The sequence below is a fragment of the Paraburkholderia lacunae genome, from assembly GCF_003353175.1.
Taxonomy (GTDB): domain Bacteria; phylum Pseudomonadota; class Gammaproteobacteria; order Burkholderiales; family Burkholderiaceae; genus Paraburkholderia; species Paraburkholderia lacunae.
Map to the genome: position 1 here is coordinate 90,697 of NZ_QHKS01000024.1, position 19,719 is coordinate 110,415.

The window sequence follows — 19,719 nt, forward strand, 5'->3', positions numbered from 1 at the left end:
GCCCGCTCAGCGAAACCCCCATTGGCGGAAAAACGCGACATCTCCGCCCGTTCGCCGACCAGGCCAGTTGCATTGCAGCGTGCTGCCGCGCGGCGAATGACATTTAATGAAACGACACACGGCTTGCGCGCGGTGCTTCGATCACACCGCTTCGCGAGCCGTCCCCATTTGGCGTAAACATCCGGGTTTCAGTCGCACGCACCCTCGCACGTCTTATTACTGTTCCGAAGAAGTGGAAGTAGCCCGGCGCCCACGGCCGCCATTGCAGCCTCGCGCCCTCATCCACGCCTACGAGCCATGTCATGTTAAAGCGCAGAACCTTCCTGCTTGGTGGCGCCGGCGCTGTCGGCGCGCTGCTGGTCGGCTGGTCGGTGCTGCCGCCGCGCCAGCGCCTGACCACATCCGCGCCGCTGCCGGCGGAAGGCGCGCAGGTGGCGCTGAACGGCTGGGTCAAGATCGCCAGTGACAACAGCGTGACGATCATGATGAGCAAGGCGGAGATGGGGCAGGGTATACACACCGGCCTCGCCATGCTGCTCGCCGAAGAACTGGACGCCGATTGGTCCCGGGTGCGGGTGGAGAGTTCGCCGATCGACAAGATCTATAACAGCGTGCAGAACGTCGTCGACGATCTGCCGTTTCGACCGGACGACGACAGCGCCGTCAAGCATGTCGCGGTCTGGCTGACGAGCAAACTCGTGCGCGAAGCCGGCACGATGATGACGGGCGGCTCGTCGAGCATCAACGACCTGTGGACGCCGATGCGCGAAGCGGGCGCGTCCGCGCGCGCGATGCTGATCGGCGCGGCGGCCGCGCAATGGCAGGTGCCGGCCAGCGAATGCCGTGCGGAAGCGGGCCATGTGCTGCACGCTTCGGGCCGCAAGGCGACTTTCGGCGAACTGTCGGCAGCGGCGGCGCAGCAACCGTTGCCACGCAAGGTCGAGCTGAAAAATCCCGCTGACTTCAAGCTGATCGGCAAACCGCTGCGACGCATCGAGGCCGCATCGAAAATCAACGGCACGGCGCGCTTCGGCATCGACGCGCTGCCCGACGGCCTTCTGTACGCCAGCGTCGTCATGTGCCCCACGTTAGGCGGCACCGTATCGAGTTTCGATGCGTCGGCCGCGATGAAAATGCCCGGCGTCTTCAAGGCGTTCTCGTTGAAGCCATACAACGGCGGCAGTGGCGGCGTCGCGGTGATCGCGGACAATCCTTTCCGTGCGATGAATGCAGTCGATGCGGTCACGGTGGAGTGGCACCACGGCGCCGCAGCCACTTTGTCCACCGCCGACGTGAACCTCCGCCTCGCGCAAGCGTTGGATGAGGACAATGGCTACGCGTACTACCGTCGCGGCGACGTGGACGCAGCGTTGCACGGCGCAGCGCGAACCGTCGCCGCCGAGTACTACGCGTCATACCTCGCGCACGGCGCGGTCGAACCGCTCAATTGCACCGTACAGCTCGCGGACGGTGCGGCCACTGTCTGGGTCTCGACGCAAATGCCGGCTCTCGCGCGGCACCACGTCGCGAAAGTGCTGGACATCGACACCGACAAAGTCGATATGCACACGCCACTGCTCGGCGGCGGCTTCGGGCGCCGTCTGGAGCTCGATTTTATTTCGCAGGCCGCGGCGATTGCGCGCGAGGGCGGCGGTGGCCATCCGGTGCAAACCATCTGGTCGCGCGCGCAGGACTTCACGCACGACTTCTATCGTCCGGCTTGCCTCGCGCGCTGCAAGGCGGGTTTCGACGGCGCGGGCAAGCTGGTCGCGTGGCATAGCACCTCGGCGAGTCAGGCGATCGTGCCGGAAGCGCTCGCGCGTTACTACGGCGTGCCGCGTATTCCACTCGACAAGACCACCTGCGAAGGCGCTTTCGATCAACCCTATGAATGGCCCACGGCACGCGTGGGGCACGAGATCGTGGAGCTGCCGGTGCCGGTCGGATTCTGGCGCTCGGTCGGCCATTCGCATCAGGCGTTTTTCACCGAGAGTTTCACCGACGAACTGGCCGCGGCCACAAGCCAGGATCCGATTGCGTTCCGCGCGGCGCTGCTTACGCAGCATCGGCGGCATCTGGCCGTGCTGCGGCGTGTGGCGGCCCTGTCCGATTGGGGACATCCGCTGCCGCACACCGCCGACGGCGTCCCGCGAGCGCGCGGCGTCGCGCTGCACGAGGCGTTCGGCAGCGTCGTCGCGCAAGTGGCGGAGGTGTCGATTGGGCCGGACAAACGGATTCGCGTGCATCGCGTGGTCTGCGTGATCGATTGCGGAATGCCGGTGAATCCGAATCTGATCCGTCAACAGATGGAGAGCGCGATCGTGTTCGGTCTCTCGGCCGCGTTGCAGGATGAAATCACCATCGTCAACGGCCAGGTGCAGCAGAAGAACTTTCTCGAGTTCCCGGTGGTGCGGATGAACGATTGTCCGGTGATCGAAACCGACATCATGCCGAGCGAGCTGCATCCGCAAGGCGTCGGTGAACCCGGCGTGCCGCCGATCGCGCCGGCAGTCGCCAACGCGGTGTTCGCGCTCACCGGCCAGCGGCTACGCACTTTGCCTTTGAAGCTCGCTTGAAGCTAGCTTGAATCTCGCTCGAAGCGCATGAGCATGGACTCGGGAAAGACACGGAGAACAGCATGGGATCGCTGAACATCAACGGCCGGGCGGTGGCCGTGCAAGCCGAACCGGATATGCCGCTTCTGTGGGTGCTGCGCTGCGAACTCGGCATGACCGGCACGAAGTTCGGGTGCGGCGTGGGTATTTGCGGCGCGTGCACGATCCATCTGGACGGCAAGGCGTGCCTCGCGTGCCAGACGCCGATGTCGAGCTTGCACACGCAGAAAGTGACAACGATTGAAGGCGTGCAGGGCGCCGAGGCACAGGCACTGAAGGCGGCGTGGCTCGATCTCGACGTGGTGCAGTGCGGCTATTGCCAAAGCGCGCAACTGATGGCGGCCTGTGCGCTCCTCAAGCAGAAGCCCGATCCCACCGACGCCGACATCGACGCGGCGATGTCGAACATCGTTTGCCGTTGCGGCACGTATCCGCGTGTGCGGGCCGCGATTCACCAGGCAGCGGCAAAACGGCGACCAGCTTGAGGCCGCCGCGCTAGCGCCGGCCGTCGTCAGAAGCGATCAAGGCGTGCCGGTTTTGACGACGGTGGCCGGCACTACCCTGGCGGGCGTTGCCGCGGCCGGCGCCGTCTGCGCAGGGGTGTCCCAGCCGCCGCCGAGCGCGAGGAACAGATTGACCTGATCGATCGCCACCTGGCCTTCCGCCGCCGCCACCTGAGACTTCGTCGATGTCAGCGTGCGGGTTGCGTCGAGGTCCGAAATGAACGACTCGCGTCCGGCGAGATACAGCCGGTGCGTTTCATCCGCCGACTGTGTGGCCGACTTCAGCGCGGCACGCAATGCATCGGCGCGGTTGTAGTCGGCGGCGTAGGTGGCGAGGCTGGTCTCGGTCTCGCGCAAAGCGGTCAGCACTACGCCGTCGAATTTCGCCAACGCCACGTCGCTCGACGCTTGCGCTTCGCGCACGCGGCCGCGCGCGCCGGTGGTCGGAAAGGTCCAGCTGATCAGCGGACCGAAGCCCCAGCGCGCGGTCGGCGAGGTGCCGAGGTCTTCGAGGACCCCGGTCAAACCGGCCGATGCGCCGATGCTCACCGTCGGATACAACGCGCCGGTGGCGACACCGATCCGCGCCGTCGAAGCCGCCAGTTGACGCTCGGCCTCGCGTACGTCCGGACGGCGCTTGAGCAGCGCGGCGCCGTCGCCGATAGGAAGCGGTTGACGGATTGCCGGCAGCTTGTTGCAGGCCAGCACCGCCGGCGGCAAATCGGAGGGTGCGCGTGCGAGCAGCGCGGCCAGCCGGTATTGCGCGATCTTGCGGCGCGCCGTATAGCGCGGAATATCCGCGGCCAGCGTATCGACCTGCGTCTGGCCGCGCGTCACCTCGGTCTGATTGCCGCGGCCCGCGTCGCGCAAACGGCGCGACACGTCCACACGCTGCTTCTGCAATGCCAGCGACTGCTGCGCGATCCTGAGTTCCTCGGCCGCCGAGCATTGTTCGACATAGGAGTGCACCACGTCCGCGACCACCGTGATGCGCGCGAGATCGCCGGCAGCCTGCACGGACTCGGTGTCCGCCTGAGCCGCCTCGACACCGCGCCGCAGCTTGCCGAACAGATCGATTTCGTACGAGATGCTGATGCCGATGTCGCCTTCATTGACGACCGGCAGTTTCTTCGTGAGCAGAAATTGCTCGGCCGAGTCCTGCGCGCGTTCGATCACCGCCGAAGACTTGCCGGAGAAACCGCCCTGCGCTTGCGCGACACCTAACGCCTCGCGTGAGCGCGCCAGATTCGCCGCGGCGACGCGCAAGTCGGTGTTCGATTGCAGCGCTTCGTCGACGAGGCCGTTGAGCACCGGATCGTCATAAAGCTTCCACCACACGGCGGGCACATTTTGCCGTGATGTCAACGCTGAGTCGGCGCCTTCGAGCGGCGCATCGGCGAGCGGCGCGTTGATCAGCGCCTGCTTCGGCAGCGAGTAGTCGGGGCCGACGTTGATGCAGCCGTTCAACGCAAGGGTCAAAGGCAACAGCGGCAATAAGGGCAGGGCGCGCGGCAGCTTCATTGCGAGGCGCCCGACATGACAGCGGTGGACGCCGCCGGTGCGGCAGAGGCAGCCGGAACAGCGGGCGCAGACGATGCCGGCTGGGCGTCCACGGCGCCGGACGTACGTGCCGTGTCGGAAATCCGGCGTGGCTTGCCGCCCGGCGACAGATCGCGCACCGACACCGTCGCGGTACGTCCGGCGATCATGCGGAAGTCGGCGGGAATGTCGTCGAGTGCGACGCGTACCGGAATCCGTTGCGCGAGCCGCACCCAGCTGAACGCCGGGTTCACGTTCGGCAGCAGGTTCGAGCCTTGCGTGCGGTCGCGGTCCTCGATCGCGGCGACGATGCTCTGCACGTGACCGCGCAGCACGTTCGGCTCGCCCATCACCTGGATATCGACCTGCTGGCCGATGTCGATGCCGCGCAGCTTGGTTTCCTCGAAGTAGCCGTCGACGCGGAACGAATGCATATCGACCACCGACAGCACCGGCCGGCCCGCCGCGACGAACTCGCCGGTGCGCGGCGCGCGATCGTTCAGATAACCGTCGACCGGACTCACGATGGTGGTGCGTTGCAGATTGAGCCGGGCCGTATCGATTGCGACGTTCGCATCGGCGAGCGCGGCTTCGGCCTGCTCGACGCGTGAACGGCTTTCTTCGGCGGCTTCCGCCGCGACCAGGTTGCCCAGCTTGCGGTTGCGCGCATCTTCGCGGCGCGCCTGATCGAGCGTCGCGCGGCGTTGCTGCGCGGTGGCCTGTGCCTGACGCAACGCAAGCGTGTAGCGCGCCTGGTCGATGACGAACAACACCTGGCCTTGCTTGACCTGCTGGTTGTCCGTGACCTCAACGGATGAAATCAGCCCGGAGATGTCCGGTGCGACCTGGATCACGTCGGCGCGCACGTGCCCGTCGCGCGTCCACGGCGCGAACATGTAATAGCCGACCAGTTTCCACAGCACGAGAGCCGCAATCACGACGACGATCAGGGTCAGCAGAATCTGACCGACGGAGAACCAGGTTTTTTTCACGTTATTAGTCTGTGCGAAACGACGACGACAAGGCCCAGCACCAGCACGTAGATGCCGAGATCGAAGATGGAACGGTGCCAGACGAAGCGGTAAAAGCCGACGCGTGCGAGTGCCGTGCGGATGACCAGATTGATCAGATAGGCGACCAGCATCAGCACCAGCACGGCCGGCACGAACACGCCGAAGATATCGATTTCACCGATCATCGCGGGGAGTGGGCAAAGAGTGAATGAAGGAGCGCAACAGCTTGCTGGACGGGCGCATCAGGCGGCGGTCTCCGGTTCGGGCGGCGTGGGCGTGGTCAGCGTGGCCGGAAACAGCGACAGACGCAAGCCGACCAGCGCGTGCAGCGCGTCACGCAACAGGCGTGCCGAGGTCTGCGAGGTCGCGCCCGGCGCGCCGGCATTGGCGAGCCCTTGGGCCGTGACGCGCGCCACCGCTGTATCGATCGACGCCATCAGGCCGGCGGGCACCGGCTGGCGCACGCGCTGATCGACGCAGGTTTCGAAGTGTTCGCGCACCCCTTCGAGCACGTGGTCGATCGCGGCCGGCACTTCGCCGCCGAGCTTGCGGGTCAGGCGGCGCAGGTCGAGCGCATTGAAGGCGATGCGCAGATCGCGGAAGCTTTCGATCGACGGATGGCGATGGTCGTCGGTGGCGGCAAGGCGCGGGATCAATTGCATCAGACGGTCGAGCATGCGCGCGGCGAGATTGCGCGGATCGTCGATCGGCCGCGTGGAGGCGGTCAGCGCGACGTCGGCCCAGCTCGAGCGCAACAGCCGCGCCGCCGCGAGTTCGGCGCCGAACGGACGCGTCACGCGGGTCCACAGGAATGCGTACAGCAGCCCGGCCAGGCCCGCGAGGTTGCTGTTCACGAACACCAGGAAGTCGGCGTCGTAAGCATTCTGAATGCTGATGAAGGTGGCCGTATTGACGGCGACCAGCATCGCGGCGAGATTGAATTGCGGGCGCGGAATCAGCGTGCCGGCGAAGATGAACGGCGCGGCGAAGATGATCACCAGCATCGGAAAATCATGCACGTGCGGCAGCACGGCGAACAGGTAGATGCCCGCGAACACCACGCTGGCCGCCGCCGACGTAAAAAACTTGAACACCATCGGCGCGGGTTCGTCGAGCGCGGCGAAGAAGCAGCATGCGATCGCTGCGAGCGTCACCGCGCCGGCTCCGTCCGCCCAGCCTGAACTGATCCACAAGCTGCACGCGAGAATGATCGCGCCAACGGCCGAGCCGGTCGAAAACAGCATGATGCCGCGGTCGAAGTAGCGCTCGGTGCCGCCCAGGCGCCAATGGCGAAAGCGCGGCCGCCATGAACCTTCTTCGCGCGTGATGATGATGCGCAGCGTGCGGCAGTCCTGCCAGACATTGACCACCTGCTTCAGGCGCCACAACGCGCTCGACAGCAGCGCGCCGTCCCAGCTCGCCATGGCTGCCGGCGGCGGTTGCATCGCCGCGATCCGCGCTCGCAGCGCGTCGGCCGAGGGGTCGGGGTGGTAGCCCAGGCTGGCAGCGGGAAGCGGCGCATTGAACCACTCGATGACATCGGCGAGCAACGCTTCGAGACCGTCGGGCCATGAATGCCGGCCGCTGTTGTAGAGCGCGATCAGCGGATCGGCCAGCGCCGACATGAGCGGCAGCAGCAACTGCATGCGCCCGCGCAGTTCGTGAGCGCGCGCCAGAATGTCCGGCCGCGTGTGGTCGTAAGCGAGCTGGCTCAGCAGCAGTTCCAGCCCGTTGATGGTGGCCGCGAGCCGCTGGCGGGCCGCCGAAATCGCCGAGCCGGCAATGCGTCCCGATAGCGTTTCGGTCGAGTAGAACGCGGCGTCGCGAAACCACGTGTCGGTCCGCTCGATGATGGTGGGGGCGAGCCGGCTCGGAAACACCGCTCCGCCGACAATGCTCGCGCACACGATGCCGAGCGTGATCTCTTCAGTGCGGGTGATCGCCAGATCGAACACGCCGCCCGGATTGGTCACGGAAGGCAAGGCGATCATCGGCAGGGTATAGCCCGCCAGCAGGAACACGTAGCTGCGCGCGGTGCGCTCGGAGATTGCCAGATACAGCAGCGTGCCGGTCCACAACGCGACCACGACGCTGAACAGATACGGCGATTCGACGAACGGCGGCACCACCAGAATCGCGCCCGCCGCGCCGATCGCGGTGCCGAACACGCGATAGAGCGCTTTCGATCGGGTCGCGCCGACAAACGGATTCGACACGATGTAGACCGAGGCCATCGCCCAGTACGGCCGCGGCAGTTCGAGCGCGAGACCGATGTAGAGCGCGAGCATGGCCGCGGCAAAGGTCTTGACCGAGAACAGCCAGTCGCGGATGGAGGGGTAGACCATAAAGCGTTACGCCGTATCCCTGATGTGGTGTGACGCTGCTGAGTTTGCCCGGCCTTTGTTTAACTTGTTGGTCTTGTGCGCCGCCATTTTCTGGCGGCGAGGACCAAGGTGCTGCTGACCGTGCGGCGTAAGGTGTCCAGGTTCGTCATGGGCGCTATTGTATTTCCAAAATGTTCGCTAGCAAGCTATTGAATCTTGGGTTTTGATTTTGACCTTTGCCGTTGGCGGGGCTTTCGACATACTCGACGATGCGCCGCGTTCAAGACCGCGCACGGCTATCAGGAGCAAGCTGCATGATTGGCAATTTCTCACGACGTCTCGCGATACTGGGCACCGCGACGCTGATGACCCTCGCGCAAACGGCTTTCGCGACACCTCCTGACGAGCCGCATCTGAAGCCGGTTGCGACGATCTCGGACACGCGGTTCGCGACATCGCCGCGTTGACCGACGAGGGCATCGACGTGCGCTATGTGGTGGCGAGCCCGTCGACGTATGCCTATTTCGACGCGCTACGGCCGGATGCGCAAGGCGTCGCCGCACCGTTCGATGCCTCGCAATGCGCCGATTTCAACCAATGGAAATACGGCATGGACAACCGGCCGCCGTATCTCGACGACCGTTCGCCCGCGCAACTGGAAGCGGCGTGTGCCGCGCGCCGCATCGACTACCTCGTCGGCGGCGCGGACAGCGATCCCCGGCAAAAGGCGCTCGACAAGACCTGCGCGGCTAAAGCGCAGGGTCCGCAACGTGTGGCGCGGGCGCAAGCGTATTACCGCTATATCGCCGCGCGTCACCCGGACGGTCTGCGGCAGAGCTTTCATATCGTGCCGGGCGTTGGTCACAACGGCGCGCGCATGCTGACATCGGTGTGCGCGCTGGCGGCGATGTTCGACACCAAAGGATGCGAGCCGTGAGCGAGGCGGACTTGAATAGATGCGGCGGCGCGCCGAGTGGCGGAGCAGTCGGCTTACCTTTGATGCGGGAGGTACGGCCCCGGAAGCGGTCGCGCCGGCGCGCAGTGCGCAAGAGTTTATTTGCATCAAGCACTTGGCGCGGTTGTGTGGATGTTATCCACAGGCTTGCGAACATTTTCTGTGGACAAGTGAGGTGGTGGTCAAGCTCAGGGCAAGCTCAGGTCGCGTCGTGGAAAATCACCCCCAGCGTATGCCGGTGGCCGGAGCGCAGCCGGCTCACGCCATGCCGCAGATTCACCCTGTACGGCCCGCGCGTGCCCTGCACCGGCCGGTGATGAACCGCGAACACCACCGCGTCGCCCTTGCCGAGCGGCACGACTTCCGCGCGAGACTGCATGCGCGGGTGCTGCTCCGTCATCACGAATTCGCCGCCGGTGAAGTCCTTGCCCGGCTCGGAAAGCAGAATCGCCGTCTGCAGCGGGAACACGTGCTCGCCGTACAGATCCTGATGCAGGCAGTTGTAGTCGTCCGCGGCGTATTGAAGGATCAGCGGCGTCGGACGCAACTGGCCGGCGGCGTGACAGCGAGCGATAAATTCCGCGTGCGTGGCCGGATAGCGGACGTCGATCTCCATTAGCGCATTCCACCGATTCGCGACGGGCGCGAGGTGCGGATAGAGCACGCTGCGCAAATCGCCCACCAAGGGCAGCAGCGGATACGCGTAGTACTTGTATTCGCCACGGCCGAAACCATGCCGCGCCATCACGATGCGGCTGCGGTACAGATCGTCTTGCGGATAGCGCGCGGTCAGCGCGTCACATTCGTCATGAGTGAGCAGATTGTGCAGGGTCGCGCAGCCATATCCGTTCAACTCTTCTTCGACATCGAACCAGTCGATCGCATCCACGCGCTGCGTCAGCGAACCGATGCCGGCATCGTGCTCAGCCGGGTGTTTCGGCTTCAGGGGTTCCAATTCCAGTTCGAGTGAAAGCGCGCACTTCGCAGCAGTATTCATCAGCATTCTCCGACAGGCGATCATCGAGCGATGATGGAGTGTAAGCACGCGTCCGATCCGGCGTACTCCGACTCTTGCTCTCCAATTCGCCGCGCTGCGCGAGCATCGCCGCCGCGCCCGCCCGCCGCGCGGGCGCCTTAAGCACGGACAAACGCCCGGATCGCAAATGCAGACTTCGCGAAACACATCGTCAGGTTCATAGTAAGGCCCTACCCAACCTAATCAGCGTATTCGGAGACTTCGCCTATGTCTGCCTCCCACGAGAAACTCGACGACTGGCTCGGCAAGGAGGTCGTGACCGAGGATGACATCACGGCCTTTCCGCTGGCGGCAATGGCTGCCACGCTCGATCGGACGGAAAACGGCGATACGGTGCCGCCCTTGTGGCACTGGCTGTATTTTCTGCCGACCGCGCCCTTGTCCGAGGTCGGGCCGGACGGCCATCCCAGGCGCGGTGGTTTCCTGCCGCCTGTGCCGCTGCCGCGGCGCATGTGGGCGGGTGGCCGGCTGACCTTTCACGCGCCGCTCAAAGTCGGCGAGCGCGCCAAACGCACCTCCACCATCGCCAATATCGACGACAAGACCGGTCGTGCGGGCCGTCTCGTGTTCGTTACCGTGCAGCACGCGATCGAGGCAAACGGCGAACTGAAGCTGGAAGAGGAGCACGACATCGTCTATCGCGACGCGCCGCAAGAGGGCGCTCGCCCGCCGCATCCGGCGCTCGCGCCGGAAGGCGAAACGTGGCGGCGCACCATCGACGCCGACGCGGTCATGCTGTTCCGCTACTCCGCGCTGACCTTCAACGGTCATCGAATTCACTATGACTACCCGTACGTCACGCAGGTGGAAGGCTATCCGGGGCTGATCGTTCACGGCCCGCTGATGGCAACCTTGCTGGTCGATCTGGTGCGCCGCGAGCAGCCCGATGCAACGCTACAGAGCTTCGCGTTCAAGGCAGTACGGCCGACCTTCGCCGGCCAGCCTTTTACGGTGTGCGGCAAACCCTCCGCCGACGGCAAGACCGTCGACCTGTGGGCCAAAGACCACGAAGGCTATCTGACGATGAGTGCAGCGGCCACGCTGGCCTGAGCTACGCGGGATGTTGAAGGCTCCAAGGATCGCGGAGGGGGATAGGTATCGGTTTGTTTTTTTATGCCTACAGGGTTAGGCTTTGCTTCTGGAAAGTCGTGCCCGTATCATTTCAGGGTGCCTGCCTGAAACGTGTAGGCAACCCATGTCATGAGCAAAATGAGCACTAGCGATGCAACTAGCGCCAAGGCTACGTTTTTCAAACGGCCTTTCTTTGTTGATTGACGAAAGATAAAGACCGATAGCATTCCCCACGCAAGCGGCATTCCCAGATATACCAGTATCGAGCCTACCCGAAACATCGCAGGACATGACTCTCGGCATATATCGACGCGCATGGCGATCTCTACCGCATGAGGAATCAGGTCTAGCGAAAAACCCGCTAGACATCCAATTAGGAATGCGGCGAGTGACCCTATCACTTAATTTCCCAGAATAGAATTGACTTTGATTTTCTGAGGTCGGAATAGACGGGAATCCACGGATCGTTGACGTGAAGGGTAAAGCGCAAAAAGTTTTCCAAGGTTCCCAGCACCCCATTGTTCGTTAACCGCGAACCGTTCCATAGATCAATGTGTCCGCCGCTTGCATTGACGTCACTCTCGCCCGCGCGGGACCAGTATCGGGAAAACTCGATGATACCTGTGCGGCCTCTAACCTTGCTCTCCCAATCTGCACCGGTAATATTCTCTGCTTTGGGCAGACCGGCGAATGGGCGCAAGTTTAGCCATTCGCCTAGTTCGTCGGCCCGCGTCGCGGTGGCCTTGCCATCAAGCAGGATTCGTCCAATCGTTGGCGCACCGGAAAGTGGCTTCACCAGCTTTTGCGAAAACGACTTCATTTCGATCCCTACCTGGTGGAACGTTACGCTCATGCGAATGGCGCACTGGTTTGTGTATGCCGGGTTATCGTATGGGTTACCAATCGGATAGTTGTCCCACAGTTCCTGGAAGGTAAGCACCTTCAATTGCACTTCCTTGATGGAGCCGGGCGTTGAGTTTGTTCGAACAACGGTTTTTTTATTGGGCATGCTTCAAACTCCTGCTTGTCTTGCGAGGGCTTCATCGCCCCAATGAACGGTGTACTCGCCGGCTGAATCAGTAACGACACGGGGCAACCTGCCGTTCGCTTCAGTACGTCCGTTGAACGCGCGACCGTCAGTCGTTTCGATGAAGTACGGATAGCCGTCAAGGGTCGTGCCGGTCGCAACAGACCAGACCTGTTCGTCGAAACTTCCCGGCTCCTGGAACGATTCACGGGACGAATCCGCAGCAGTCGCGTTGCCGACGCCACCCGTATCGTCAATGACCATCCAGCTGCGGCCATAGACCGGAATGATGCGCGGGGGCGACGAGCACTTGCAGAGCACCTTATCGCCGCCTAATGCCTGGTATCGACCCAAGGTGGCATCGAACATGCGCCAGTTGTCGCGACATCCGGCAGCAGCAACGATCTCACCAGCACTCTTGCACCAGTCGCACCACGCCATATGTCCAAGAAACGTCATTCGTCTGTGGCGTGCGTCCGGGCCTTCAATCGTGCAGTTAGCGAGCCCATCTATGACGTGGCTATTTTCTCCACTGTCGAGCGGGTCCCCTTCAACAACGCTATAGAAAATCGCCGTTGGGTGAGGCTCCCGCATGTCGTGCCAACGCGTCGGCAGATCCGTGAACCGGAACATGGGGTCGGACTGGAACGAAGCTCACGGTATGGTTCTCGCGATCGGGGCTATCGGTAATCACGTCGCCGTTATCGAGCAGGCTGCCAACAACAGCAATTGGCCGGAAACCTGGCCTGTCGGGCAGTCCAATGCCCGTGACGATTTGTGCCCGCGTACCGTTTTCGTACGCGATGAAATCACCGACGCAGGCGGCATTACGATGAATCTCTCCTCGCTCAGTCAGTGAACCGATCGTGACGAACGGATAGGTTGTTTCGTTCGCTGCGTTATCTTTCATGCGCCAGTCCCCTTCAGGGTTGAAAAAACGTGTAGAAGGCGCCTGGCTTTGGCTGTCGCCGCTGTGAATCAGATGTGTCTGAAAAATGTGTGAGGCGTTGATGTCCGTGCCATTGGCACCTCGCCCCGCCTATCCAGCACTAGTGAAAGCAGCTGTCTACAACGATGGGAAAGGCAGTGCACGTGTAAAAAAGCCCGCACTTGGCGGGCCTCGAAAACAGTCATTAGGTTGAGGAGCGGTCACTTCACCCGCATCAACTTGTACATGCGAAGCGTTTCGCCCTTGCCGGAATGGTGAACCGCGTACCACAAACTCAGATCGCACTCACGCACCTGATGCTTATGGGTCACCACGCTAACGGCGCGCAAGCTCGAGCGGTGCATTGATTCTCCGGCATTGGGCTTCAGGACGAACTCGCCGCGTTGTAGCTGCTCGAGCTGCCACGTGAGAGAGCCCGTGACGAATTCACCGGCACCCGCGCCGTCACCCGAATCCGGGAGCCTGCCCCGGCGAACTTCGTTGGTCTGACTGTTCGTGTTTATCCCTGTCTGACGAATAAGCGCCGCGCGGCTCACCGCCTAATGCAAAAAGGCGCGCTAGTGCATCTCCGTCATTGCTCCGCAGACGGAGGGAGCGCCCGGCGCCCGAACCACATCCGGCCAAGCAGGCGATCCTTCTTGCCGAGCTGGTGATAAAGCGCGGCCACCCCATGCAATGCGATAAAACCGACCAGCACAACCGCCAGATAACCATGCGCCACGCGAGTCGGATAGATCGTAAAGCTTGTCGGCAACGGCGCCCCCGAACCGGCGAACACGATCGCCGGCAGTCCGGCGAGAATCCCCGTCGCGTAGCCGGTCGCCACCATCGCCAGGATCAGCGCATAGAATCCGTAGTGAAAGAGCGGCGTGATTCGATCGAGCGACGGATGCCCACTGGTTGCGCGCGCCGGTTTCGCGGTCAGCATCCGCACGATCAGGCGAATCGCCATCAAGCCGAGAATCAGCATGCCGCCTGCCATATGCACGCGCAAAATGCCGATCTTCTGTGGATCGGTGTTCGGCATCGCGGCGAGTCCGAAGAATCCGACAGCCAGCGCGCCGGCGATCAATAGCGCAAGCAGCCAGTGCAGCGTCACCAGCAACGGGTGATAGCGGAATACGCGTGTCTTCATGTTTGTCTCCTCCGCGAATTGCCGCGTGTCTTGTCAGTCCAGCCGCGCCACCACCTCTTCCAACCCGCCGAGGAACCGTTGCCAGCCGTAATTCGCGCCCTGGTAGTTTTGTTCATCTTCAGGCCGGAAGCCGCTTTGTTCCATCCGCACGAGCACGCCGCGCGGGGTCGGCGTGAGCGTCCAGGTGACGACGGTCTTCAGTCCGTTGGCCGCTTCTTCTCCTGACGCGTTCCAGCTATAGGCAAGCGTTTCATTCGGCTCGACGACCAGTACTTCGCAGTCCGTCACGCCGTTCCAATGCGCCATCGGCGCGGCGCGGAAGGTGAACTGGTGGCCGACGACCGGCAGAAAATCATTCGCCATCAGCCATTCCTCGATTAGCGGCCCCTGAGTGAGGGCGCGCCAGACTTTCTCCGGCGAATGCGGCATTTCCCGTTCGACGACAACGGAGCGCGTAGCGGCAGGGTTCGTGGTCATTGATCCATCCGTTTCAGTAGCGTTTCGAGGCGATCGAACCGGTCGCGCCAGAAGGCGCCATAAAGACTCATCCAGTCGATCAACGGGGCCAGGCTTTGCGGGTCGGCGGTGTAGTAGACGGAGCGCCCTTGCGGACGATCGCGCACGAGGCCCGCGAGTTTGAGAATGCCGAGGTGCTTGGAGACCATGGGTTGCGACACGCCCGCTACCTCGGTCAACGCGCGCACGCTTTGCTCGCCGTCACGCGCGAGGCGCTCGAAGATCGCCCGTCGAGTGGGGTCGGCGAGCGCCTTGAAGAGATTGTCGGGATCGGCTTGCATGTTTTAATCATAACCATTGGGTTATTGATTGGTCAACAACGGGCGAACGGACGACGATACGGGCGCTTGCCAGGCGGCTTGCCGCGCAGGCCTATTATTTCCAATAAGAAACGAAAGGGTTCGCATCGATGGGTCGCCGATGTGCCGCCGCCGGCCGGACCGATGGCCGTTCCGTACCCGTATTATGTATGGCTGGCAAAGCTGGAGCGGGGCGCCAGTGTGCTCCGTCGTTCAGCCTCGGGCAAATACCCTTGCCGCCATAAAAACCCGCGTGTATAGTTTCCGAACTTACTCTTGTTTCGCATTGGAAATTAAAGGGATTCTCATGGACGCTTCGACCATCCTCGCCGACCTCGGTATCGCCCACGCTGCGCAAGCCGGCGACATCGCGGTCCATTCGCCGATTACCGGCGAACTCATCGGCCGCGTGGCCAGCAATACCGTGGCGGAAGTCGACGCGGCCCTCGCCCAGGCGAAACACGCCTACGCCGCCTGGCGCAACGTGCCGGCGCCGCGCCGCGGCGAACTGGTGCGCCTGCTCGGCAACCGTCTGCGCGAGAAGAAGCAGGCGCTCGGCAGCATCATCACGCTCGAAACCGGCAAGATCCTTCAGGAAGGCATGGGCGAAGTGCAGGAAATGATCGACATCTGCGACTTCGCGGTCGGTCTGTCGCGTCAGTTGTACGGCCTGACCATCGCATCGGAGCGCCCCGGTCATCGGATGGCCGAAACCTGGCACCCCATGGGCACCTGCATCGTCATTTCGGCGTTCAATTTCCCGGCCGCCGTGTGGTCGTGGAATGCGGCGCTCGCGCTGGTGTGCGGCAACGCGGTGATCTGGAAGCCGTCGGAAAAAACGCCGTTGACCGCGCTCGCCGTCAATCAGATTCTCAACGAGGCGCTGCAGGAATTCGGCGACGCACCTGCCGGCCTGACCGCGCTGATCAACGGCGGCCGCGATGTCGGCGCGAAGTTGGTGGCCGACCCGCGCGCATCGATCGTCAGCGCGACGGGCAGCACCGAAATGGGCCGTACGGTCGGCGTGGAAGTGGCGAAGCGCTTCGGCCGCTCGCTGCTCGAACTCGGCGGCAACAATGCGGGCATCATCACGCAAACCGCGGATCACGAACTCGCGATGCGCGGCATCCTGTTCTCGGCGGTCGGCACGGCAGGGCAGCGTTGCACGTCGCTGCGGCGTCTGTTCGTGCACGAGAGCGTCTATGACAAGACCATCGAGCGTCTGAAGCAGCTGTACAGCAAGGTGCCGATCGGCAATCCGCTCGAAAAGGGCACGCTGATGGGGCCGCTGATCGACAAGCAAGCGTATGCCCGCATGCAGGAAGCGCTGCAACAGGCCACGGCCGAAGGCGGCACGGTGTCCGGCGGCGAGCGCGTCGAGGTCAAGGGCTATGAAGGCGGTTATTACGTGCGCCCGGCGATCGTCGAAATGCCGTCGCAAACCTCGGTGGTGTTGAAGGAAACCTTCGCGCCGATTCTTTACGTGCTGCGCTATGCGGATTTCGCGGATGCGGTCGAGGCGAACAATGCGGCCGTGCACGGTTTGTCGTCGTGCGTGTTCACGACCGATCTGCGCGAAGCGGAGCGCTTCCTGTCCGACTCGGGCAGCGATTGCGGTATCGCCAACGTCAACATCGGGCCGAGCGGCGCGGAAATCGGCGGCGCGTTCGGCGGCGAGAAGGAAACCGGCGGCGGACGCGAGTCGGGTTCGGATGCGTGGAAGGCCTACATGCGCCGCGCGACCAACACGGTCAACTACTCGTCGGCCTTGCCGCTTGCGCAGGGCATCGACTTCAATATCGGCTGACAGCGTTCGCTGTATCCGGGGCAAAGCAGCGGCGCATGCACGCGCCGCTGTGCACGGCCTATTTCAGCAATCCGTTTGCGCCGCCCGCCGTTCGAAGGCGGCCACGCTATTCGTGGAGTAAGACGTGAGTTCCAAAGTCGTGATCGTCGGCGGTGGGGTGATCGGCAGCTCGATTGCGTATTTTCTGCGGCTTGCCGACCCGACGGTCGGCGTCACCGTAATCGAACGCGATCCGACTTACGCGCGCTCGTCGTCGGCGTTATCGGCGGCGTCGATCCGTCAGCAATTCTCCACACCGCTGTCCATTCAGATGTCGCTGTTCGGCATCGAATTTCTGCGCTCGATCGGCGAGCGGCTCGAGATCGACGGCGCGAAACCGTCGATCGATCTGCACGAAGGCGGCTATCTGTTTCTTGCAACGCCCGCCGGCGAGGCGACGCTGCGCGAGAATCACGCGCTGCAACGAAGTCTGGGCGCCGATATCAGTCTGCTCGACAAAGACGCGTTGCAAGCGCGCTTTCCCTGGCTCAATACGGAGGACCTCGCAGCGGGCGCATTTGGCGAAAGCGGCGAAGGCTGGTTCGACGGTTACGGGCTCGTGCAGGCGCTGCGCAAGAAAGCGCAGGCGCTCGGCGCGCGCTATGTCGCGGCCGACGTCACAGCGTTGCATCGCGATGGCAAACGTGTCACGCAGGTGCGGACGGCGAGCGGCGAATCCTACCCGTGCGATGTCGTAGTGAACGCGGCAGGAGCATGGTCACGCAAAGTCGCGCAGATGATCGGCATCGACCTTCCCGTGTTCGCGCGCCGCCGCAGTATTTTCAACGTCAGTTCGCCCGCGCGGCTCGAACGTTGTCCGCTGCTGATCGATCCAGCGGGCGTGTATTTTCGTCCCGAAGGCCAATCGTTTATCTGCGGCACCTCGCCTTCAGCGGATAACGATCCCGACGATTTGCCACTCGACGAAGTCGATCACGCGCTCTTCGACGAAGTGATCTGGCCGACGCTCGCGCACCGCGTGCCGCAATTCGAAGCGCTGCGCGTGCAGAACTGCTGGTCCGGCTATTACGAGTACAACGTGCTCGACCAGAACGCGATCATCGGTCATCACCCGGACGTCGATAACTGCATTTTCGCCAATGGTTTTAGCGGCCATGGTTTGCAGCAAGGCCCGGCAACCGGCCGCGGCGTCAGCGAATTGATCCTGCACGGCCGCTATACGACGCTCGATCTTGGCGCGCTGAGCTTTGTCCGCGTGCTCGAGAACCGGCCGATTGTGGAAAAGAACGTGGTCTAGGCGTGCCTGGCGCATTCGGCAGATGATGCGGTAAACGCAATACGTAGTGCATAGATATCGTTTGCCGCCCACCCGGACGATGGCCACAATCGATGCCGATCTTCCATCGACAGATAAACGGCCCGTCATATGTTCACGTTCAACCCTGCATTCGAGGCGCCGACCGGTTCGCCGATCCGCGAGCTGTTCAAGTATCTGGCGCAACCCGGCATGATCTCGTTTGCCGGTGGCTACCCGGCAAGCGACCTGTTCGACCGCGAAGGGCTCGACGCCGCCGCATCGCGCGCATCGCAGCAGGCCACGCTTTGCCTGCAATATGGCCCGACCGATGGGCTCGCGGTCCTCAAGGATCAGCTCGTGCAATTGATGACGCGCCGCGGCACCGCCTGCACGCCGCAGGCGTTGCTCGTCACGACCGGTTCGCAGCAAGGCTTCGATCTGCTGTTGCGCGTGATGGTCGCCCCGGGCGACGTGGTGCTGGTCGAACAGCCGGCTTATCCGGCGACCTTGCAAGCGCTCAAGCTGCAACAAGCCGATGTGGTGACGGTCCCGGTCGATCAGGACGGACTCGACGTCGCCGCGCTCACTGCGCTGCTCGAAAGCGGGACGCTGCCCCGGCCGCCGAGGCTGCTGTACACGGTGCCCACGTTTGCCAATCCGACCGGCGCGACCTTGTCGCTGGAACGGCGCGCGGCGTTACTGAAACTGGCGGCGCGCCACCACTTTCTGCTCGTCGAGGACGATCCCTATGGCGATCTGCGTTTTGGCGGCGCGGCGTTGCCGTCGCTGCTCACGCTCGCCGACCAGGTGCCGGGGTCGCGCGACTGGGTCGTGCATTTTTCGAGTCTGTCGAAGATCGTCGCGCCTGGCTTGCGGATCGGCTGGATGGTCGCGCATGCGGAGATCTTGCGCCGCTGCGTGGTCGCGAAGCAGACCGTCGACCTGTGCAGTTCTCCGTGGACCCAGGCGATCGCCGCCGAATACCTCGCGAGCGGCGCACTGGAACGTCACCTGCCACGGATCATCGATGCCTATGCCGTGAAGTGCCGCGCGCTGTGCGACGCGCTCGACGCGCACTTGCCCGGCAGCATCGCGTTTCATCGTCCCGCCGGCGGGATGTTCGTGTGGGCGCGGCTGGCAGGCGGGCAGGACGCGTCCGATTATCTGCGCGCGTGTATCGAGCGCAATGTGATGTTCGTGCCGGGTGTCGCGTTCTATAAGGACAATATCGATGCGGCGGCGTTGCGACTGTCATTCGCGGCGCCGGGCGTGGCCGATATCGAAAGCGGCGTGCAGCGAATGAAACAGGCGCTCGAAGGCTTTTGAGCGCGGCTTACGCGTAATCGCTGGAAAGCGGTACCAGCAATACTTGAAATAGCCCGGCGCGCGATACAGTGCAGCCGGGCTTTTTTATGTATGCGGTTAATCTTATCGATTTGGCATAAGCGCACCAGTCGGTTAATGCCGGAGAAAGCCACGTCTTAATCGAGGGCTCGACGCGGTTCGGGCCCGCGCTCCAACCCCGCTCAAGCGCATGCCGGGCATACTCGTCACATGACGTGTCATCTCAAACTACTGCTTCCGATAGAAGAAGCGACCAATCGATTAATACGAGTTAATGAAAAACCACACA

General features: G+C 63.1%; 20 protein-coding genes and 1 pseudogene. 8 read left to right on the forward strand and 13 right to left on the reverse strand.

Annotated elements, in window-relative coordinates:
* The first annotated feature begins 302 nt into the window (after window positions 1–302).
* Window positions 303–2,576 (forward strand): xanthine dehydrogenase family protein molybdopterin-binding subunit, encoded by a 2,274-nt coding sequence (locus DLM46_RS29320; RefSeq protein ID WP_115106405.1) that lies wholly within the window; start codon window positions 303–305, stop codon window positions 2,574–2,576.
* A 62-nt stretch (window positions 2,577–2,638) separates the two neighbouring features.
* On the forward strand, window positions 2,639–3,100 hold the full coding sequence (locus DLM46_RS29325) for a (2Fe-2S)-binding protein (protein ID WP_115106408.1): 462 nt from the start codon (window positions 2,639–2,641) through the stop codon (window positions 3,098–3,100).
* 36 nt (window positions 3,101–3,136) lie between these two features.
* On the opposite strand, the gene DLM46_RS29330 is transcribed toward DLM46_RS29325, so the two are convergent.
* From DLM46_RS29330 to DLM46_RS40580, 5 genes and pseudogenes are all read right to left on the reverse strand, one after another.
* A complete protein-coding gene (locus DLM46_RS29330) occupies window positions 3,137–4,639 on the reverse strand; it encodes an efflux transporter outer membrane subunit (protein WP_115106410.1) in 1,503 nt (500 codons plus the stop codon).
* Complete coding sequence (locus DLM46_RS29335) at window positions 4,636–5,649, reverse strand: efflux RND transporter periplasmic adaptor subunit (protein WP_115106413.1); 1,014 nt, start codon at window positions 5,647–5,649, stop codon at window positions 4,636–4,638. Before DLM46_RS29335 ends, DLM46_RS29330 begins: the two co-directional genes overlap by 4 nt.
* Window positions 5,646–5,855 (reverse strand): DUF1656 domain-containing protein, encoded by a 210-nt coding sequence (locus tag DLM46_RS29340; RefSeq protein ID WP_115106415.1) that lies wholly within the window; start codon window positions 5,853–5,855, stop codon window positions 5,646–5,648. The genes DLM46_RS29335 and DLM46_RS29340 overlap by 4 nt, the downstream gene beginning before the upstream one ends.
* Window positions 5,856–5,912: 57 nt before the next feature.
* Window positions 5,913–8,015: an FUSC family protein gene (locus DLM46_RS29345; RefSeq protein ID WP_115106418.1), complete on the reverse strand. Its 2,103-nt coding sequence runs from the start codon at window positions 8,013–8,015 to the stop codon at window positions 5,913–5,915.
* Window positions 8,016–8,089: 74 nt separating this feature from the next.
* Window positions 8,090–8,164: pseudogene (locus DLM46_RS40580) on the reverse strand (MarR family transcriptional regulator); the annotation flags it as partial.
* A 144-nt stretch (window positions 8,165–8,308) separates the two neighbouring features.
* Between DLM46_RS40580 and DLM46_RS39665 the strand changes: the two are divergent.
* Both DLM46_RS39665 and DLM46_RS29355 read left to right on the forward strand, forming a co-directional pair.
* Complete coding sequence (locus tag DLM46_RS39665) at window positions 8,309–8,461, forward strand: hypothetical protein (RefSeq protein ID WP_165848078.1); 153 nt, start codon at window positions 8,309–8,311, stop codon at window positions 8,459–8,461.
* A complete protein-coding gene (locus DLM46_RS29355; RefSeq protein WP_244306410.1) occupies window positions 8,458–8,931 on the forward strand; it encodes a hypothetical protein in 474 nt (157 codons plus the stop codon). The genes DLM46_RS39665 and DLM46_RS29355 overlap by 4 nt, the downstream gene beginning before the upstream one ends.
* Window positions 8,932–9,148: 217 nt before the next feature.
* Here DLM46_RS29355 and DLM46_RS29360 read toward each other — a convergent pair whose 3' ends face one another.
* Window positions 9,149–9,946 (reverse strand): 2OG-Fe(II) oxygenase, encoded by a 798-nt coding sequence (locus tag DLM46_RS29360; protein ID WP_115106484.1) that lies wholly within the window; start codon window positions 9,944–9,946, stop codon window positions 9,149–9,151.
* Window positions 9,947–10,192: 246 nt separating this feature from the next.
* Between DLM46_RS29360 and DLM46_RS29365 the strand changes: the two genes are divergently transcribed.
* Window positions 10,193–11,035, forward strand: coding sequence for an HTD2 family dehydratase (locus tag DLM46_RS29365; protein ID WP_115106420.1), 843 nt, complete (start codon window positions 10,193–10,195; stop codon window positions 11,033–11,035).
* Window positions 11,036–11,453: 418 nt separating this feature from the next.
* Here DLM46_RS29365 and DLM46_RS29370 read toward each other — a convergent pair whose 3' ends face one another.
* The 7 genes from DLM46_RS29370 to DLM46_RS29400 form a co-directional block, all read right to left on the reverse strand.
* A complete protein-coding gene (locus DLM46_RS29370; protein WP_115106423.1) occupies window positions 11,454–12,065 on the reverse strand; it encodes a type VI secretion system amidase effector protein Tae4 in 612 nt (203 codons plus the stop codon).
* 3 nt (window positions 12,066–12,068) lie between these two features.
* Window positions 12,069–12,542 carry a PAAR domain-containing protein gene (locus tag DLM46_RS29375; protein WP_133300391.1) on the reverse strand — a complete coding sequence of 158 codons (474 nt, stop codon included), beginning with the start codon at window positions 12,540–12,542 and terminating at the stop codon, window positions 12,069–12,071.
* Between the two features lie 100 nt (window positions 12,543–12,642).
* Complete coding sequence (locus tag DLM46_RS39175; protein WP_133300392.1) at window positions 12,643–12,993, reverse strand: hypothetical protein; 351 nt, start codon at window positions 12,991–12,993, stop codon at window positions 12,643–12,645.
* A gap of 239 nt (window positions 12,994–13,232) precedes the next feature.
* Complete coding sequence (locus tag DLM46_RS39670; protein ID WP_165848079.1) at window positions 13,233–13,376, reverse strand: hypothetical protein; 144 nt, start codon at window positions 13,374–13,376, stop codon at window positions 13,233–13,235.
* A 227-nt stretch (window positions 13,377–13,603) separates the two neighbouring features.
* Window positions 13,604–14,167 (reverse strand): cytochrome b, encoded by a 564-nt coding sequence (locus DLM46_RS29390; RefSeq protein ID WP_115106433.1) that lies wholly within the window; start codon window positions 14,165–14,167, stop codon window positions 13,604–13,606.
* Between the two features lie 33 nt (window positions 14,168–14,200).
* Window positions 14,201–14,644, reverse strand: coding sequence for an SRPBCC family protein (locus tag DLM46_RS29395; RefSeq protein WP_115106435.1), 444 nt, complete (start codon window positions 14,642–14,644; stop codon window positions 14,201–14,203).
* Window positions 14,641–14,964 (reverse strand): ArsR/SmtB family transcription factor, encoded by a 324-nt coding sequence (locus tag DLM46_RS29400; protein WP_115106438.1) that lies wholly within the window; start codon window positions 14,962–14,964, stop codon window positions 14,641–14,643. The genes DLM46_RS29395 and DLM46_RS29400 overlap by 4 nt, the downstream gene beginning before the upstream one ends.
* Before the next feature lie 325 nt (window positions 14,965–15,289).
* On the opposite strand from DLM46_RS29400, the gene amaB reads away from it, so the two are divergent.
* The 3 genes from amaB (at window position 15,290) to DLM46_RS29415 (ending at window position 19,412) form a co-directional block, all read left to right on the forward strand.
* Window positions 15,290–16,789, forward strand: coding sequence for an L-piperidine-6-carboxylate dehydrogenase (amaB, locus tag DLM46_RS29405; protein ID WP_115106440.1), 1,500 nt, complete (start codon window positions 15,290–15,292; stop codon window positions 16,787–16,789).
* A gap of 124 nt (window positions 16,790–16,913) precedes the next feature.
* The gene (locus tag DLM46_RS29410) at window positions 16,914–18,086 is read left to right on the forward strand and encodes an NAD(P)/FAD-dependent oxidoreductase (RefSeq protein ID WP_115106443.1); all 1,173 of its coding nucleotides are present in this window, start codon (window positions 16,914–16,916) and stop codon (window positions 18,084–18,086) included.
* 129 nt (window positions 18,087–18,215) lie between these two features.
* Window positions 18,216–19,412 (forward strand): aminotransferase-like domain-containing protein, encoded by a 1,197-nt coding sequence (locus DLM46_RS29415; RefSeq protein WP_115106445.1) that lies wholly within the window; start codon window positions 18,216–18,218, stop codon window positions 19,410–19,412.
* Window positions 19,413–19,719 lie beyond the last annotated feature (307 nt).

What these genes read in the sequence shown, in the direction of transcription:
- DLM46_RS29415 (WP_115106445.1), top strand. Translation starts at nt 18,216, where the DNA reads ATGTTCACGTTCAACCCTGCATTCGAGGCGCCGACCGGTTCGCCGATC.
- DLM46_RS29370 (WP_115106423.1), bottom strand. Translation starts at nt 12,065, where the DNA reads ATGCCCAATAAAAAAACCGTTGTTCGAACAAACTCAACGCCCGGCTCC.
- DLM46_RS29340 (WP_115106415.1), bottom strand. Translation starts at nt 5,855, where the DNA reads ATGATCGGTGAAATCGATATCTTCGGCGTGTTCGTGCCGGCCGTGCTG.
- DLM46_RS29345 (WP_115106418.1), bottom strand. Translation starts at nt 8,015, where the DNA reads ATGGTCTACCCCTCCATCCGCGACTGGCTGTTCTCGGTCAAGACCTTT.
- DLM46_RS29360 (WP_115106484.1), bottom strand. Translation starts at nt 9,946, where the DNA reads ATGAATACTGCTGCGAAGTGCGCGCTTTCACTCGAACTGGAATTGGAA.
- DLM46_RS29400 (WP_115106438.1), bottom strand. Translation starts at nt 14,964, where the DNA reads ATGCAAGCCGATCCCGACAATCTCTTCAAGGCGCTCGCCGACCCCACT.
- DLM46_RS39670 (WP_165848079.1), bottom strand. Translation starts at nt 13,376, where the DNA reads ATGCACCGCTCGAGCTTGCGCGCCGTTAGCGTGGTGACCCATAAGCAT.
- DLM46_RS39665 (WP_165848078.1), top strand. Translation starts at nt 8,309, where the DNA reads ATGATTGGCAATTTCTCACGACGTCTCGCGATACTGGGCACCGCGACG.
- DLM46_RS29390 (WP_115106433.1), bottom strand. Translation starts at nt 14,167, where the DNA reads ATGAAGACACGCGTATTCCGCTATCACCCGTTGCTGGTGACGCTGCAC.
- DLM46_RS29365 (WP_115106420.1), top strand. Translation starts at nt 10,193, where the DNA reads ATGTCTGCCTCCCACGAGAAACTCGACGACTGGCTCGGCAAGGAGGTC.
- DLM46_RS29375 (WP_133300391.1), bottom strand. Translation starts at nt 12,542, where the DNA reads ATGACGTTTCTTGGACATATGGCGTGGTGCGACTGGTGCAAGAGTGCT.
- amaB (WP_115106440.1), top strand. Translation starts at nt 15,290, where the DNA reads ATGGACGCTTCGACCATCCTCGCCGACCTCGGTATCGCCCACGCTGCG.
- DLM46_RS29395 (WP_115106435.1), bottom strand. Translation starts at nt 14,644, where the DNA reads ATGACCACGAACCCTGCCGCTACGCGCTCCGTTGTCGTCGAACGGGAA.
- DLM46_RS29325 (WP_115106408.1), top strand. Translation starts at nt 2,639, where the DNA reads ATGGGATCGCTGAACATCAACGGCCGGGCGGTGGCCGTGCAAGCCGAA.
- DLM46_RS29320 (WP_115106405.1), top strand. Translation starts at nt 303, where the DNA reads ATGTTAAAGCGCAGAACCTTCCTGCTTGGTGGCGCCGGCGCTGTCGGC.
- DLM46_RS29330 (WP_115106410.1), bottom strand. Translation starts at nt 4,639, where the DNA reads ATGAAGCTGCCGCGCGCCCTGCCCTTATTGCCGCTGTTGCCTTTGACC.
- DLM46_RS39175 (WP_133300392.1), bottom strand. Translation starts at nt 12,993, where the DNA reads ATGAAAGATAACGCAGCGAACGAAACAACCTATCCGTTCGTCACGATC.